This window comes from Legionella hackeliae (assembly GCF_000953655.1).
GTDB classification, from domain to species: Bacteria; Pseudomonadota; Gammaproteobacteria; order Legionellales; family Legionellaceae; genus Tatlockia; species Tatlockia hackeliae.
Map to the genome: position 1 here is coordinate 2,894,146 of NZ_LN681225.1, position 16,087 is coordinate 2,910,232.

Below are 16,087 nucleotides of genomic sequence, written 5' to 3' on the forward strand. Positions count from 1 at the left end.
AAGTAAAAAAAAGAAATGATTATCGGTCAAAACTTCTCTTTGATAAGTGAAATTTTATCAGCACTTTCCTTAAACATTTCTCGCAAAGCTTCAATTTTTTCATGATTAAGTTCATTAAATTCACTCGGTGAAAATTCATCCGAAATTACTAAATGAACTAACCGCTGAATTCCAACGATAGCTTTGTCTACTTCATCTGCAAGAGTAAGTAATTGTTGCTTACGTTCATTAGAAGGTCCATCCGCTAGGGAAGCCAATGCATCAATTTTTGCTGTAATCTCTGCTTGCAATCCTTTTAACTTTTGATCCAAACGTAAAATATTATCTCTTGTGTCACTATCAACCGCTTCGAGAAATGTATGTTCGTGATGTTCATTACCCATTTAAAGCTCTCCTCCTATCCTGTTAATTATGGGTCTTACCATTATTAAAAGCCAGCATAAGCTTGCTATTTCGCCAAACCGATAAAAAGTGGTATGATTGCGCTTTTTTAGCGCAGTGCACAATTATGTTGTTACATTATCTCTTTATCATGGGCATTTGTGTAGAAGCAATTACAGGTGCGATTGCTGCTGGAAGGAAAAAAATGGATTTTTTTGGTGTAATGCTGATTGCTTGCATTGCAGCTCTGGGCGGCGGAACAGTGAGAGATGTTCTTTTTAATACGCATCCTCTCACTTGGGTAGCTCATCCAGAGTATATTCTTTATACCTCTGGTTTTGCATTTTTAACTATCTTTATTGCGCACTCTTTAGTACGCATTATGAAGGTTTTCCTAATTCTAGACGCGTTAGGCTTATCCGCTTTTGTGATTATTGGTGCTCAAAAAGTATTAGCGAATGGCTACTCCCCGGGTATAGCTATTATAAGTGGTATGCTTACAGGGATTTGTGGGGGGATGCTACGAGATATTCTTTGCAATGATATACCCTTGGTCTTACGTAGAGAACTCTATGCCACGATCGCATTAGCTGGCGCGTTATTATTTATTGTACTAGCGCATTTCAATGTTCCTAAAAATATCAATGTCATTATTACCCTTATTTCTATTTTTACGGCAAGGGTGATTGCTATTTCTTATCAGATTGAAATGCCAAAATTTGACTACTCAAAGAGCTTAAGAAAACGACATCGTCGTTAAAAAAAGCAGTCAGTTGACTGCCTTTTTTCGAAGTTTAATTTAAACTTCACGAATTTCATGAATAACTACCGCTTCTACAGGTACATCCGCATGTCCCATGCGTTGCCCCGTTTTTACCTTGACTATCGCATCAACCACATCCATCCCTTCCACAACTTCTCCGAAAACACAATAGCCATAACCTTGCGCATGTTCACCGGTAAAATTGAGGAATGCATTATCAGCAACGTTAATAAAAAACTGTGATGTTGCGGAATGAGGATCCATTGTTCTAGCCATAGCAATGGTGCCTCGTTTGTTGGGTTTTGCGGATTTTGCTTCATTTTTAATGGCAGATTCAGTAGGTTTTTGCGTCATATCAGCAGTTAAGCCTCCCCCCTGAATCATGAAACCATCAATGACACGATGGAAAATAGTGTCGTTATAGAATCCACTTCGCACATAATTAAGAAAATTTTGCGCAGTTTCTGGAGTATTTTCTTCATCAAGCTGTAAGTGTATATCACCTTTTGAAGTAGAAATTACAATCATTAAAATCTCCTGTATCTAAAATTAGGCCATGACTAAATCGCGCATTTTAGCACAAACATCATGCATTACATGGATATTATGTATACTTGCCAATGCGGTAAACAAATTGGATTTCTGTTTGCATAAATGGTGCAAAAAAGAACGCGAATAATGCTTGCATGTGTAGCAAGAACAACTTGCCATAATCGGCTGTAGATCGTGTGCAAAACATGCCTTTTTAATTTGAATACGTTCATTCTCGTAAGGACTTTCAAATTTAAGCCAATTACCAGTCTTGACTACTTCACCACAATATAGAGCACCATGGCGAGCATTACGCGTTGGCGCAACACAATCGAATATATCAATTCCTTCGGCTACAACATCAAGTAAATCCTGAGGTGACATACCAACACCCATGGTATAGCGAGGTTTATTTTCTGGTAAAAACTCTCTCACCCAACGAATCACTTCTACCGTCGTTTCCATGTTAAAACCAATTGTTTCACCACCAATAGCGAGACCATCTGTATTCATGGAAGCAATAAATGCTGCACTCTCGCGGCGTAAATCTTCGTATACACCACCTTGAATAATGCCAAATAGGGCTTGCACGGCACCATAGCGTGAGGTGGGAAATTGCTGATGGTAGGCAACGGATTGTTTCAACCATCGATGAGTACGGGTCATTATAAGTTGCACTTCATCGCGAGAACAGTGATCAGGGGTACATTGATCAAATGCCATAATGATATCTGCACCAATGATTTTCTGCGTTTCCAGAGACATTTCAGGAGTCATGTGAATCAATCGTTCAGAACCTGGCAGCTTAAAATGGGCTCCTTCTTCATCGATAACACAAATTTCTTTATTTTTAGACAAACTAAATACCTGAAAACCCCCGCTATCAGTTAGCATTGGCCCATGCCATCCCATAAAAGGATGCATGCCTCCCGCTTCCTCTATAACTTTCATTCCGGGAGCACAAAGCATGTGATAGGTATTACCTCCCAAAATAATCTGACTGCCAGCCTGTAATAATTCATGAGGCATCATATTGTTAACGCCTGCTCGAGTTCCCACTGGCATAAAAGCAGGAGTAATAAAATAGCCATGGGGAGTACTGACACGGGTTACCCGTGCCTTTGAGTGAGCATGACGTTTTAAAACTTCACAACTAAATCGATTTGTCATAACTTGACTGGCAAAAACTTTAATGGGATGTGATGATAGCCAAGGGGTTGTTTATTTACCAGTAAATTTATAGATTATGTGGAGATCTGCGCTAGTTTTGGCAGCTTCCACAAGTTCCATGCTGAGGTAAGAAGCATAAACAAGAAATATAAGGCAGACCAGGCAGGCATTGACAATCCAAGCCATCGCCAGGAAACCTCAGCACAATCCCCCGCTCCCCAAAATAAAGCATGCAACACGTCACTCCAGGGAAAATAACGAATGAGAACACCCAGTTCAGGCATACATGCTGGAGTTTGATTACTCGGCAATGACTGTAACCATAACTGTCGAGTGGCAAAAAATAACCCGCCAAGAGCAACTATAATTTGCAGAATTGACAACCATTTAACTGCTTTCAGAGAATTCCAGAAGATGCCAACAAAACCGACTACTACTAACCAAAAAACACAGAATCGTTGCATTAGACATAAAGGGCAAGGCACAAGTCCTTTGACATATTGAAAATAGAATGAACAACCAAGGACGATTGCACTCACTAGAAACAAAGCGATTTGCTGCTGCTTATACGTCAATTTGATCATGATTGTGGCAACATAAATTGAATTGCATTTTTAATATCTGCATCGCTACACTCCATGCAAGTTCCTTTGGGTGGCATAGCATTAAGTCCTTTAATTGCGGAAGCAGTTAGCCCATCAAGCTTTTTTGCGTCTAGACGAGGCTTCCAAGCTGCGGCATCGTGAATTTTAGGTGCTCCGGCGACCCCATCTCGATGGCAAACACTACAGAACTTTTCATAGATTGCTTGCCCGGGAGGTTCCTCTTTTTTGGCCGCATCAGCTTTAGTTTCTTCGGGGTTTGCAGTTACAGCAGGAGCGGTAGTTTTTTGTTCTTGTAATCGCACCTGCCCGACAGGTTGAATACGTTGCTCAATTTGCTGACGATCAAAATCTTCAGTCGCATAAGTGTTTGCGAAACCAACAAGAAGAAAAACTAATACACTAAGACGCATAATTTAACCTTTTTTCCTTTGAATTTAAAAATCATACCGACAAGCTACCCGCATTTCCAGTTAGTCTATTGTATTATTTATTTTTTTAACGCATCACATGAATCTTTTCATTTTTTAATTTGTCACTTACCATAACTTGATTTTGTGACACCTAGACTGGTGTGAAAAAAAAACCATTATGGATATTGAGTCCTAATTAACGATGTTGTTTTGAGGAAAAGATGGATACAGAGAATCTTGAAGCACAATTAAAATCACTTGAGACTCGTGTCTCAACTCTTGAGGCTCAATTACATAAAGAATCAGATCAATCGCAATGGACAGCGGAAATAGTCCCCTCTACTGCAACAACACCCCCGAAAGAGAAACAAGCGGTCAAGCCAGGCAATTGGCTAGGAATTATAGCCATTATTTGCTTTATTGTAGCTGCTGGTTTTATTGTTAAATTAACGATGGATTCTGGCTGGCTAACACCTGCCAGACAAATTGGTCTCGCCCATTTGCTTGGCCTTGCGTTAATAGGAGCGGGCTATATGCTCTTGCCTACGGATAGAAGCTATGCGAGTCTGTTACCTGCTGCAGGTATTATCATTCTTTACCTCGCTACTTTTGCTGCGTACCGCCTCTATTCATTAATATTATTTCAAACAGCTATTGCGCTTACGGTACTTATTTCAATATTGTGCATCTGGTTATACATCAAGATTAAACATGACTTATATGCCATTGTGACAGCAGTAGGCGCGTATATCGCCCCAATTGTGCTTGGTCTTGAGACCACAGCAATTTTTTCCTTGTATTATTTTGTCGTCTGCTCTTTAACCTTTGCAACCATTTCAATTTGGGTTCACTCAAGAACTTTAACGATGCTCGCCGCCTATTTAGCGATTTTAGCCTCGAGTATTGTCGGTTTTGGTTTGGATGCAAATATCCTCATTGCTGTGATTCTTGCTTTGCATTTTCTTATATTTTCGCTGGGTACTTATTTTTATACGCAAACAACCAAACAATATCTCACCGAAACTGAAGCCTGGAGTTTCTTCCCCGTGCTTATTATTTTTTACGTTATGGAATATTATTTTATTGATCGCAGTTATCCCCATTTAGCACCCTGGATTTCTTTACTGTTTGCCGGATTTTTATTAAGCCTTTATCTCTCCGCCAAAAAATGGTTCCCGACGCAGAGTTTAAACAGTCAATCAGTGATTCTTGCGTTTGTCACTCTGGTTGCCTTTCATTCCATTTATCTTGAACTTTTACCAGTTGATGTGCGGCCCTGGCTATTTGTGCTCATTCTTCTCGGCTCTTTATTGATACCGCAGACCACTAAAAGTCGGGCTTTTTTTATCCCAAGCTTAGCCATTTTTGCTATTTTAGCTATTGAATACTTATGTATGCTATCTAACCTTTTAACAGGGTTTGACCTATCATGGCTCATTGTTTCATTTGCCGCATTTTTTAGTATCTGGGCACTCCTCTTTCTGAATAATAAGAAATCACTCAATAGGGAAGAGTTTGAGTATTTATTACTGGGTTCTGCGCACTTATTAGGAATAACAGGACTTTATAGGCTGATGACTGATTATGGTTCACTTGCTGTTTCAGCCTCATGGCTATTTTATGCAATACTGGTCATTTCTTTCGCGTTTTACCGTAAAGACAGAGTGATGGCTCGTTCTGCATTATTAGTTTTAAGCTTTGCGGCGGGTAAAGCCCTGCTTTACGATGCCTCATCAACACCGACAATTGTTCGAATTGGATGCTTATTATTAACAGGGGTAGTTCTTTACGGTGCAGGGCTTATCATGCGAAAAATTGCTGAATGGAAATAATTTTGACTGTTAGATTTTTTCCTTTAATTTTTTCTGCCAATGTCTCCAAATAAACGAAAGCATCGAAAAATAGACCCTGGGAAAATGACGGCGTAATCGTATTACCCAAGGCTCATAGCGCCCAATGTAAACTTCTCTCTTCCTTTTTTTGATTGATTTAATTATCTTTTGTGCACAAACATCGACAGCCAAACCTTCTTTTTGCCCTGGATTTTCTACATTACAAGGTTTGCCTTGTTCATTAAATGCTTTTTTACCAAGAGATGTTTTAACAAAACCCGGACACACGACGCCAACGTGCAGTCCATGGCCCTCAACTTCGAATCCTAATGAATGAAAATAGCCAAGCATTGCATGTTTAGACGCGGCATACGGTGCACGCTCAGGATATTCTATATACGCCAAGGCACTCGCGATCGCTATAATTTGCCCTTTTTTATTGTCCAACATACTGGGTAACACTGCTTTAGTTAAAGCGATCGTTGATAAAAAATTAACATTAAATAATTCTTGTTCTGCCCAGAAAGGGACTTTAACCACACGTCCATAACCACTAATACCGGCGTTAAGTATCAAAATATCGATGCGTTTAAATGTCTCTAAAACAAGTTGTGTACAGGCCTCAAAGGTATCGAATGAAGACAGATCCATGGGTAAAACCAAAGTTTCAGCCTTTTTCTCCTGACACATTTTTGCAACACGAGACAGCTCCTCTTCACGACGAGCAGATAGAACTAAGCAAGTATTTTCTTGAGCAAGTGCCAAAGCTAACGCTTCTCCTATTCCAGAAGAAGCTCCAGTAATCCAAATCACTTTATTTGCAAAATAATTGCTCATCCATTAATTCCTCGTACTAGTAAGCTCGTGTAAATCCAAACAGCATACTAAAATTGAGGAAACTACCACAGAGCTTCATCTAGTAAAAAGCTCATCTACAAAAAATATCTTCTCCGCATTAATTTTAATAAAAATTTCACAGAATTGACGGCGCACGCTGAGCTTGTTATAACCATATTAATAATAAAAAGTTACCACCGCGATTTAATTACATCGGTCGCATGCAGGATTGGCTACTAGATGGTAGAGTACAATAGACAACACGCTTTCAGTTGTACCCAAAGAATGTCTGATAGACACAATGATGATTTTCCTCCTTTCATTCTACATGCCATGCAGCAATATTTTGAAGGCAGAGTTCAACAATCCTGGCAAGGTCAACATATTCTTAAAGGTAAAACACCCTCACCCGATGCGCTGATGCTTACAAGCAATGACTATTTACATATCAGCCGCCATAATAAATTGATAAAGGCACAAATCGCTGCCATGATGGCTTATGGTAATGGTCAGATGCAGTCGCCTGTTTTCTTAACGGATGATAGTTTACTCGCTGACTGCGAACAGAAGTTTGCTAATTTCACTGGCTATCCGTCATGTTTGTTAGCCCAATCGGGTTGGTGTGCGAATATAGGTTTAATCCAGGCCCTGGCTCCTCGTGATTTGCCAGTCTATTTAGATTTTTATGCCCATATGTCGTTTTGGGAGGGAGTCAAAGCTGCGAATGCCAAACCAATTCCTTTTCAACACAATTCAGTCGCATCGCTGGAAAAACGTTTGAAGCGGTATGGTTCTGGAATTATTGCAGTCGATTCAATCTATAGCACAACCGGCACCATCAGCCCTCTAAAAGAATATACAAAATTAGCAAAGAAATACAATTGCCTGCTGATTGTTGATGAGTCTCATTCTTTAGGGACGCATGGACCCCAAGGCAGCGGTTTGGTTGCTTCCTTAGGTTTAGAAAACGACGTAGACATTATTACTGCCAGTCTTGCTAAAGCGTTATCAGGGCGTGGGGGCATTATTCTTGCCAACAGCAATTTGATTGAATTAATTCGCTATACCGCATTGCCAACTATTTTTAGTTCTACACTTCTACCACATGATTTGGCAGGTTTTCATGCATCCATTGCAATCATTGCTAAAGAAGAATGGCGACGTGAAAAACTACACGCTAATGCTCTATTCTTGCGTTCATCTTTAGAAAACGCCGGATTTTATTTGGGAGGAAGTGATTCACAAATTGTTCCACTTCATACCGGTAATGAGGCTAATACGATTTGGCTACGTAATGAGCTTGAGAAAGTAAATATCCATGGAGCGGTGTTTTGCTCACCTGCAACGCCCAAAAACAATGCTCTTATCCGTTTATCGGTCAATACGAATCATCAACAGGATGAACTGAGCAAAATAGTAGATTGCTTATTGGCTATTAAAAAACATGGACGGGATCTTCCTTTATTTCACAATCTTTAGTTGTTTGGGTCCTAAAGCGAGATACTGTTTTTGCTAGCATCACGAAGCAATCTAGTATCGAGCTTGATGGGCTTTGACTGGATTGCTTCACTAAGTTCGCAATGGCAGGATTTAAAAACAACAACAGTGGAAATTATAACGTTCCTAGGTTAGTAACAATTCTTCGGCATCAATTTCTTCTAAATGTTGATGATAAGAGACTATTTTATCCTGATGTACATCAAATAGAGCCGGTCCTTGAGTATAGGCATAAAAATAAGTCTCTTCAGACACAAAGCGATGGGCGGGTATTAAGCAAGCAGCCCAATCATTCCATTCGGGGGGGCGTGTTGCTTCCTGCCAAAAACAAGGGATTTTTTCAGCGCCGGCGAGTTGATCAAGAACGTCTTCACTAGCACCATTGTCTAATGCAAGATCGTAATGTAAACGCATGTCCGCTTCATTTTTGACAATAAGAAAACTAGCATTCGCATCATCATCCAATAACAGAAAACTACCAGAATTGTCTGCCAAATAATATTCTACAATCCCTTTTTCCAAGCGAAGTTGTCGGAAAAATTCAGCAAATTTGTTATCATGCAAACAGCTTGGTGATGTTACAGATAACATACGCACAATCATGTCGGACATTGACTGAAAATATTGAAGCTGCAAATCATAAATACTTCTGGTAATCAATTCAGCAGCATGTGGGTCGCTTTTTTGAATAAAACGATGAATTAGTCCTTCGTTAAATGCTTCAATTGCGAGTTTCTCATCAGCTTGACCGGTCAACAGAATTTTTTTGATATTTGTGTTACCAATTTTACGACAAAACTCGATGCCATCCATACCAGGCATTGCATAATCAACAACCACTACTGAAATTTCAGAAAAACGACGTGGATTATAGATTTCGGCATGAATAGCACTCAAATTGAGATTGATGGTGTGATTAGTCAAGGGACAATTGTTAGCTTCTGTATACTCGCTTAAACAACGCTGACTGAGCATAACCAATTCACAATTTTTTTTATGAATATAATCCAAAGCATCAAATGGAGAATCAAAAACGCGATACGCAAGCCCTTCATCTAACTGAAGCACAAAATTTAATAAAAAATCACGGCTATCATCAATAAATAGGGCCGTACTTGGAAAGTAGCAGGTTGGTATTGAAAAATGTTGCATAGCTCCTCCTGAGCCTCGTTTCCTTATAGCAAAAACATTGCCTTACTTAAGCATTAAAACCGATAAGTACATTCTAAAACTTACAGAATTTTTAAGCAGTTAACTCTAAGCCATTGATTAACAATATAAAACATTGAGTTTTAAAAATTATTTTTTACAAAGAATTGCGAGTCTATGATGTATACTGAATATAAAATAACATGAGTGACTAATTTTCCCAAATAAAACAGATTCAAATGACTGGAAAAAATAGCGCAAACTGAGTGTATTTTCCTTCAACCGATTCGCAACGAATATCACCACCAAAACGATTCATAACTAATTTACAAAACGATAATCCTAACCCCGTGCCCATGAAGGTGGTTGTATAGAAATGATTAAATAATTTTGAGAGTTGTTGTGAAGACATTCCCTTAGCAGAATCTTTAAAATAAAGCGTATTGTATCTCTCGCCATTTTCTGTCCAGATGGTAATTTCTCCTTTTTGTGCCGTGGCAATGATATATAAAGCATTCTTTAAAAGATTAAAGAGAATATGTTGCATTAACAATTTTGAACCTGTAAAAATAAAATCACCCTGTGAATTCACTAAGGAACGTTCTTGCATTGATTTAAAAGGGTAACGGGCCAATGCTTCTTTTAAACATTCGGCCATCGAACATACTTCCAAAGCACAGTTTAGTAATGAGTTTTCCCTTCCTGCTTTTACCAATAACATGTCAATTATCGTATTTGCATAATTAATTTCGCTGATAATTCGCTCACTCACCTCTTCCAATTGCTGTAACCTGGTCTCCCTAATTGAAGAACTTAATAATCCATGCTCTTTGGCTAAGTAATACCCCCTAAATAGATGGGGCAAGTAATGAGCCATCGCTTTTGCACCACTTTTTATCCCAAGCAACGGTGTACGCAATTCATGCGCGATCATTCCAGCAGCAGCAGCCATACCCGCTAAACGCTGTTGCTGTAGCATTGCTGTTTTATAATTTACTGTAGAGCCAGCAATAATGACAAAAAATAACACAATCGCCATTTCAAGATGTTCTTTCCCAAAATAAAGTTGGGATGACATTAAATAATAACAAATAAGTGCTAATCCCCATCCTAGCAATAGCAATACAGTAAGGCTCAATAAATCAACTAGCAACACCAATAAAAAGACACTGCAGAGCAATGACATCGCCGATATGTCACTTGCTTGATTCATGAGAAAAGAGTAAGCAAAAAAGAACGAGAGTGTATAAAGAATGGTTAAAAACCAATAACCCGGTAAATAAGGTTTGCATGCAGCGGGCCAGTACGGCGTTAACATAAGCCCTAAACCAAGCATACTCCCAACAAAACGAAAGCCCACCGTTTCATAATATTGGGGGAACAGTACGGCCCAAATCCAATAAAATAGCGGAAATCCAAAAAACGCAATTGCACCGACTGCCACAAGTTGATGCGCGGAATTCGACAAACTTCGCTGCATAGAACTATCGAGATAGCTCACAATTTTTTTGAAATTCTTCATTTTTATTGCTGTTTAATCCCTTAATCTGTTCCATTTTATAATGGTATTAAAACAACATGCTAGAGAAAGCATTCTCCAAATGAGAGAGAAATCATTTATTTGTATTACACGATCCAGGTTGATAAAATTTAAATCACTTAACTCTGAAATACAGCATACATCGTGGAGATCATTTTGACATGGCTAATAAAAATAGAGAGATAGTTGCCAAAATAGAGAAGGGAAAAATCGAGAGCTTACAAAACACATTTTTGAATATGTAGATGCCCATCCATGATTACTCTTAATTACTAGCATGGATTTCCGATATCGTAAGAGTCCATTGATTTCAAATTGCAGTATCTCGCCTCTTCCTGAATAATGTTATGATTTGCAAAATATTATTGGAAGTTAAAGTGGATACCATACGTATTGCTACAAGAAAAAGCCCTTTGGCATTATGGCAAGCTAATTTTATTGCCAAAAAAATTCAAGAAATTCACCCTGTGCATGTAGAACTTGTACCCATGTTAACCTCCGGTGATAAATTCCTAAAGGATAAGCTTCAGGCTGCAGGAGGCAAAGGTCTTTTTGTTAAAGAGCTTGAACAGGCCCTGCTTGATAAACAGGCAGACATTGCTGTTCATTCTATGAAAGATGTGCCGGCTACTTTTCCCGAAGGTCTATGCCTGCCGATAATCAGCAAACGGCATAGCCCTACCGATGCGCTTATCTCTAAGAATCATTGTAAATTACAAAACTTGCCTCACAAAGCAGTCGTGGGAACTACCAGCTTAAGACGCCAATCTCAATTATTGGCAGCACGACCTGATTTAGTCATAAAACCATTACGCGGCAACGTGAATACGCGATTAGAAAAATTACAAAATGGTGAGTATGACGCTATTATACTTGCACTTGCAGGACTTGAGCGCCTGGGTATGGAAGATAGCATCAGCGAAATTCTCAGCGAGGATATTATGTTGCCGGCTTGTGGACAAGGAGCTCTTGGAATTGAATGCCGACAGGATGATGTCGTTTTACAACAATATCTTTCCCCTTTAAATGACACACTCTCAGCACTTTGTGTTCAGGCAGAACGCTATGTAAATGCTCTGTTGGGCGGCAACTGTCATGTTCCACTTGCAGTCTATTGCAAACCACACTCTAATGATCAAATACTCTTACGTGCCCGCGTAATGAGTACGGATGGCACGATTATGATTGAGGATAATCAACATGGAGGTCAATCAGAATCAATGCGCATGGCTGATAATTGCGCCCAAGCGCTGCTTAGCAAGGGTGCAAATAAACTACTTTCTAAAGTATCATGAGTTATTGCTTACAGGGTTTGTCCGTTTTGAACACACGCCCCTTAGCACAGGCTAAAGCGCTAAGTGCGGCAATTGTAGAGGCGGGAGGGATCTCGATTGAATGTCCTGCTCTAGCGATTGAGCCTGTTGCTTTTTCACGGCCCGCCCTTAATGATGCTGTTTTTGCAATTTTTATTAGTGCAAATGCGGTAAATTATGCACTTGACACATTAAAGAATTATAACATTAAATGGCCAGAGGCCCTTAAAGTCATTGCTGTAGGACACGCTACAGCTGCAGCACTGGAAGCATATAATATTCCTGTGGATTTTATTCCAACACAATCCACGAGCGAATCCTTACTTCTGCTGGATTGTTTACAAGATGTAGGTCACAAAACTGTGCTTTTATTTAAAGGAGAAGAAGGTAGAGTTGATATTGAACAAACGTTAGCAGCTCGGGGGGCCAAAATCACTGGAATTAACGTTTATAAACGGATAATGCCCAAGTTTAATCCTCAGTTTGTTTCTTCATTGTGGCAGGAAAACGCTGTGGATATTATACTGTTTACAAGCCAACAAGCGATGCAAAATATTTTTACGATGTTTGGTCGTGCAGCCCATGATTGGCTTTGTCATACGCCTTGTTTAGTTATTAGTGAGCGTTTGGCAAAGGCCGCTGCGTCATTAGGAATTCAGCACATTGTAGTAAGTAGTCCTGAGACCATTTTACAAAGTCTGCATCAATTTAACCAAGGATTAGTTCATGGCGAATAATAAAGAAGAACAAACTAAAAAGCCGTCCCCCAAACCCAATCCAGATGCCCCTAAGAAAATAGCGCCCTCGGTAGAAACCAAAACGGCTATTGTACCCCATTTTTCCAAGCTACTTTTAGCCATTGCTATTTTATCGTCTGCACTCGCGATAATTGCTTTGATCTGTGCGGTTTATTCATTGCAGACCAATAAACAACTTGCAGCCCAAGCCACTCAAGAAGCACACACGTTAAGCACAAAATTGAACAACCTGAAGCAACAGCAATTGGATACACAATCGATAGGAGCTAGTGTTGAATCACTTGATAAATCGCAATCTGAATTGCAAAGTCATCTTAAGGCTCTGGACCAAGAGTTACGTACGGCAATGCAACAACGTTTATACCAAAAAGAAGATTGGCTTTTATTAAAGGCGCGCTACTATTTAGAATTAGCGCAAATGAATGCTCAGTGGAGCAATGATCAGCAAACAACTATTGGTCTTTTACAACAAGCAGATGCTCTCCTGTCCGCTTTGTCTGAACAGCCTGTTTTTGCTATCAGGCAAGCTATTGCGCAAGAAATTAGCCATTTAAAGACACAGCCTAAATTAGATATTGCAGGCTTACTCAGTCAAATTGACGCCATTCAAAATAACGTGTCAGCATTACCTTTAAAACAGCCCTTAGCGAAGGCCCAAACTAAGACAACGCCAGGGCAAACTTCACAATGGCGTGAGCAATTACGTGAAAGTATTAACTCTTTGGGAAATTTAATTGTCATTCGCCGTCACGATGAAGCCGTTGAGCCTTTGTTATCTCCATTGCAACACAGTCTGTTAGAAGAGACCATTCGCTTAAACTTGGAAGAAGCAGAATGGGCCTTGTTACAAAATAATCCTGAGGTCTATCAATTGGCATTAACGAAGACCATTAAAACTATAAAACGGGTTTTTGATGAAAAAGCTCCTGCAACTCAAGCCATTATTCAACAGTTACAAAATCTGCAACAACAAAAATTAATCCTGGCCAAGCCAAAATTGGATAAGGCATTGCCTTTACTTAATCAATTGATAAAAAATAAAAACGTCCAATCGAGCGCGTCTTCTCTCAAAGAAGGAGAGCTTTCCCAATGATACGTGTCCTACTAATTTTTATAGTTTTACTTGTCTCAGTATGGATAGGTGTGCAGTTAAACCGAGACCCGGGCTATTTATTGATTGCTATTAACCACTGGACAATAGAAACCAGTTTATGGGTGGCTATTTTAGGCCTCATTCTAGTCTTTTTCATACTGCACGCTGTTCTTTTAATTTTAAGCAAAATTAGCAAAAGTCCCGCAACTTTTCGTCGATGGCAAGCAAAACGTCGTGTACAAAAAGCACAAGCAAAAACTCAACGAGGATTGATTGAATTCAGTGAGGGGCATTGGGCTCAAGCTAAAAACCATTTAATCAAGGCACTTCCTGATACTGATTCTCCTTTATTAAATTACCTAACCGCCGCTCGCGCCGCACAAGAGATGGGTGATAATAAACTGCGTGATGATTATTTACGCGAAGCCCAGCAATCCATGCCTGATGCTAAAATTGCTGTCGAGCTCACTCAAGCGCAGTTGCAGCTGGCCAATAAGCAATGGGAACAAGCCCTCGCCACTTTAAGACATTTACAAGATTTAGCACCTAATCACCCTTATGTCCTTAAGTTATTAATGCGACTTTATAAAGAGGTTAAAGATTGGCCACAACTCATTGCTTTATTGCCAGCATTAAAAAAGAACCATGTGCTTTCAGAAAAGGGATTTGACTTATTACGTCATCAAGCCTATCTAGAGGCAATGACGGAGCTTACAGAACCAGAAGCTCTCAACAAGATGGTGGCAAGTTTACCTAAAGATTTACGAGATAATGCTGAACTTATGGCTATTTACTGCAATTTTTTGCTTGAACGGCATGAGGATGTGAAAGCTGAACCCATTCTTCGCCATTGTTTGAGAAAACAATTTGATGAAAAATTAATTACCCTCTATGGTCAATTAAATTTGGGGGATAAGCCGTTAATTTTTGCAGAGTCGCTGGTGAAGAAAAACCCAGATTCAGCGGCCTTATACCTTTGTCTTGGACGCTTGAGTCTTAGAAACAACCTATGGGGTAAAGCACGACATTATTTTGAAAAAAGTCTTAGTATAACCCCAGAAGCAGCATCCTATTTGGAACTTGGCAAATTACTGGAACGGCTGAATGATCAAGCCGGAGCTTGCGAAGCCTATCGACAAGGGTTAACACTAACTATCAATCAAGTCTCTGTTTAGTGGGTGCTTTAATTTTTCCCAAACTAAAGCAGCATGAATACTGCTTTAGTTTGCCAATCAGGAATTCGTGTTAAGTTGTACTATATTTAAATTAATTTTTTCTTAGATGTGTATTCCTATGATAGTCATCAGAAATGGAAGTGCTCGAGGACATACTAAAATTGACTGGCTTAATAGCTTTCATACATTTTCATTCGGCGGATACTATGAGCCAGAGTTCATGGGATTTAGTTGTCTAAGAGTTATTAATGAGGATACCGTTAAACCCGGTAAAGGTTTTGGACGGCATCCTCATAAAGATATGGAAATTATTTCCTACGTTGTTAAGGGCTCCCTGGAACATAAAGATAGCATGGGCACAGGGTCGATTATTCGTCCTGGAGAAATTCAATGCATGTCTGCCGGCACAGGGGTAGAGCATAGTGAATTCAATCACTCCTTTAAAAAAAGTGTGCATTTTTTGCAGATTTGGATTTTACCGGAAAAGAAAAATCTAAAGCCAACTTACCAACAAAAAGCAATCCCGCAGTTGCATAATGAATTGCTATTAATTGGGTCAAAAGAAAATCTTAATAATATGATAAAAATCAATCAGGATGTTAAGATATTCAGCGCCCATCTTTTCACCAGCCACTCAATCCATTACGAATTTATAAACAATCGCTGTGGATGGCTTCAACTAATAAGTGGGAGGCTTATCCTTAATGATTATCAGGTGTATCCGGGTGACGGGGTTGCCATCTTAAATAAGGACATCAATATTTCATCACTGGATGATGCAGAATTCCTATTATTTGATTTACCTTCGTTAGTCGACTAACTTTTAAATAGAAGTAAAAAAAGGAAATTTGTATGATTTATAGAACAATACTTAATCTTATTCGGCTAAAACTAATCCAGCTTATCATTAGGCGTGTGATGACTTCCAAAGCAGTGAAGGGAAAAAATCTTAAGACAATGAGTGTGGTAGCTTATCTGGCAGAGTTAGGACTAACCTTTTTGTTGGATAAAAAAACCAAGAAAACTAAATAAG

Annotated in this window: 17 protein-coding genes; 9 read left to right on the plus strand and 8 right to left on the minus strand. The window is 39.3% G+C overall.

The genetic code is table 11. The features are described 5' to 3' along the window. Positions 1–26: 26 nt before the first annotated feature. Positions 27–383: a hypothetical protein gene (locus LHA_RS12815; RefSeq protein WP_045106890.1), complete on the minus strand. Its 357-nt coding sequence runs from the start codon at positions 381–383 to the stop codon at positions 27–29. 125 nt (positions 384–508) lie between these two features. Between LHA_RS12815 and LHA_RS12820 the strand changes: the two genes are divergently transcribed. Beyond that, complete coding sequence (locus LHA_RS12820; RefSeq protein ID WP_045106891.1) at positions 509–1,141, plus strand: trimeric intracellular cation channel family protein; 633 nt, start codon at positions 509–511, stop codon at positions 1,139–1,141. Between the two features lie 39 nt (positions 1,142–1,180). Here the strand turns inward: LHA_RS12820 and LHA_RS12825 are convergent, their stop codons facing one another. The 4 genes from LHA_RS12825 to LHA_RS12840 all read right to left on the minus strand — a co-directional run bounded on the left by LHA_RS12825 (position 1,181) and on the right by LHA_RS12840 (position 3,860). Beyond that, positions 1,181–1,672: a peptidylprolyl isomerase gene (locus LHA_RS12825; RefSeq protein ID WP_045106892.1), complete on the minus strand. Its 492-nt coding sequence runs from the start codon at positions 1,670–1,672 to the stop codon at positions 1,181–1,183. Positions 1,673–1,693: 21 nt separating this feature from the next. After that, positions 1,694–2,845: a tRNA guanosine(34) transglycosylase Tgt gene (gene tgt, locus LHA_RS12830; protein ID WP_045106893.1), complete on the minus strand. Its 1,152-nt coding sequence runs from the start codon at positions 2,843–2,845 to the stop codon at positions 1,694–1,696. Between the two features lie 74 nt (positions 2,846–2,919). Continuing rightward, the gene (locus LHA_RS12835; protein ID WP_045106894.1) at positions 2,920–3,429 is read right to left on the minus strand and encodes a disulfide bond formation protein B; all 510 of its coding nucleotides are present in this window, start codon (positions 3,427–3,429) and stop codon (positions 2,920–2,922) included. After that, a complete protein-coding gene (locus tag LHA_RS12840; RefSeq protein ID WP_045106895.1) occupies positions 3,426–3,860 on the minus strand; it encodes a c-type cytochrome in 435 nt (144 codons plus the stop codon). Before LHA_RS12840 ends, LHA_RS12835 begins: the two co-directional genes overlap by 4 nt. 221 nt (positions 3,861–4,081) lie before the next feature. Here LHA_RS12840 and LHA_RS12845 point away from each other — a divergent pair, with 221 nt between their 5' ends. After that, positions 4,082–5,692, plus strand: a complete 1,611-nt coding sequence (locus LHA_RS12845; protein WP_045106896.1) for a DUF2339 domain-containing protein — start codon at positions 4,082–4,084, stop codon at positions 5,690–5,692. A gap of 9 nt (positions 5,693–5,701) precedes the next feature. Here LHA_RS12845 and LHA_RS12850 read toward each other — a convergent pair whose 3' ends face one another. Continuing rightward, positions 5,702–6,529: an SDR family oxidoreductase gene (locus LHA_RS12850; protein ID WP_045106897.1), complete on the minus strand. Its 828-nt coding sequence runs from the start codon at positions 6,527–6,529 to the stop codon at positions 5,702–5,704. A 285-nt stretch (positions 6,530–6,814) separates the two neighbouring features. Between LHA_RS12850 and cqsA the strand changes: the two genes are divergently transcribed. Then, positions 6,815–8,008 carry an alpha-hydroxyketone-type quorum-sensing autoinducer synthase gene (gene cqsA / locus LHA_RS12855; protein ID WP_231861925.1) on the plus strand — a complete coding sequence of 398 codons (1,194 nt, stop codon included), beginning with the start codon at positions 6,815–6,817 and terminating at the stop codon, positions 8,006–8,008. Between the two features lie 144 nt (positions 8,009–8,152). Here the strand turns inward: cqsA and LHA_RS12860 are convergent, their stop codons facing one another. Both LHA_RS12860 and LHA_RS12865 read right to left on the minus strand, forming a co-directional pair. Then, positions 8,153–9,178 carry a response regulator gene (locus LHA_RS12860; RefSeq protein WP_045106899.1) on the minus strand — a complete coding sequence of 342 codons (1,026 nt, stop codon included), beginning with the start codon at positions 9,176–9,178 and terminating at the stop codon, positions 8,153–8,155. A 232-nt stretch (positions 9,179–9,410) separates the two neighbouring features. Then, positions 9,411–10,697: a sensor histidine kinase gene (locus LHA_RS12865; RefSeq protein WP_045106900.1), complete on the minus strand. Its 1,287-nt coding sequence runs from the start codon at positions 10,695–10,697 to the stop codon at positions 9,411–9,413. Between the two features lie 365 nt (positions 10,698–11,062). On the opposite strand from LHA_RS12865, the gene hemC reads away from it, so the two are divergent. The 6 genes from hemC to LHA_RS12895 all read left to right on the plus strand — a co-directional run bounded on the left by hemC (position 11,063) and on the right by LHA_RS12895 (position 16,086). Beyond that, a complete protein-coding gene (gene hemC / locus LHA_RS12870; protein ID WP_045106901.1) occupies positions 11,063–12,010 on the plus strand; it encodes a hydroxymethylbilane synthase in 948 nt (315 codons plus the stop codon). Continuing rightward, a complete protein-coding gene (locus tag LHA_RS12875; protein WP_045106902.1) occupies positions 12,007–12,765 on the plus strand; it encodes a uroporphyrinogen-III synthase in 759 nt (252 codons plus the stop codon). Before hemC ends, LHA_RS12875 begins: the two co-directional genes overlap by 4 nt. Further along, positions 12,755–13,879, plus strand: coding sequence for a uroporphyrinogen-III C-methyltransferase (locus tag LHA_RS12880; protein WP_045106903.1), 1,125 nt, complete (start codon positions 12,755–12,757; stop codon positions 13,877–13,879). Before LHA_RS12875 ends, LHA_RS12880 begins: the two co-directional genes overlap by 11 nt. Beyond that, entirely contained in the window at positions 13,876–15,054 is a 1,179-nt protein-coding gene (locus tag LHA_RS12885; RefSeq protein WP_045106904.1) for a heme biosynthesis protein HemY, read from the plus strand. Before LHA_RS12880 ends, LHA_RS12885 begins: the two co-directional genes overlap by 4 nt. A 118-nt stretch (positions 15,055–15,172) precedes the next feature. Then, positions 15,173–15,874 carry a pirin family protein gene (locus tag LHA_RS12890; RefSeq protein ID WP_045106905.1) on the plus strand — a complete coding sequence of 234 codons (702 nt, stop codon included), beginning with the start codon at positions 15,173–15,175 and terminating at the stop codon, positions 15,872–15,874. A 32-nt stretch (positions 15,875–15,906) separates the two neighbouring features. Beyond that, positions 15,907–16,086, plus strand: coding sequence for a hypothetical protein (locus LHA_RS12895; protein ID WP_045106906.1), 180 nt, complete (start codon positions 15,907–15,909; stop codon positions 16,084–16,086). The last annotated feature ends 1 nt before the right edge of the window (position 16,087 follow it).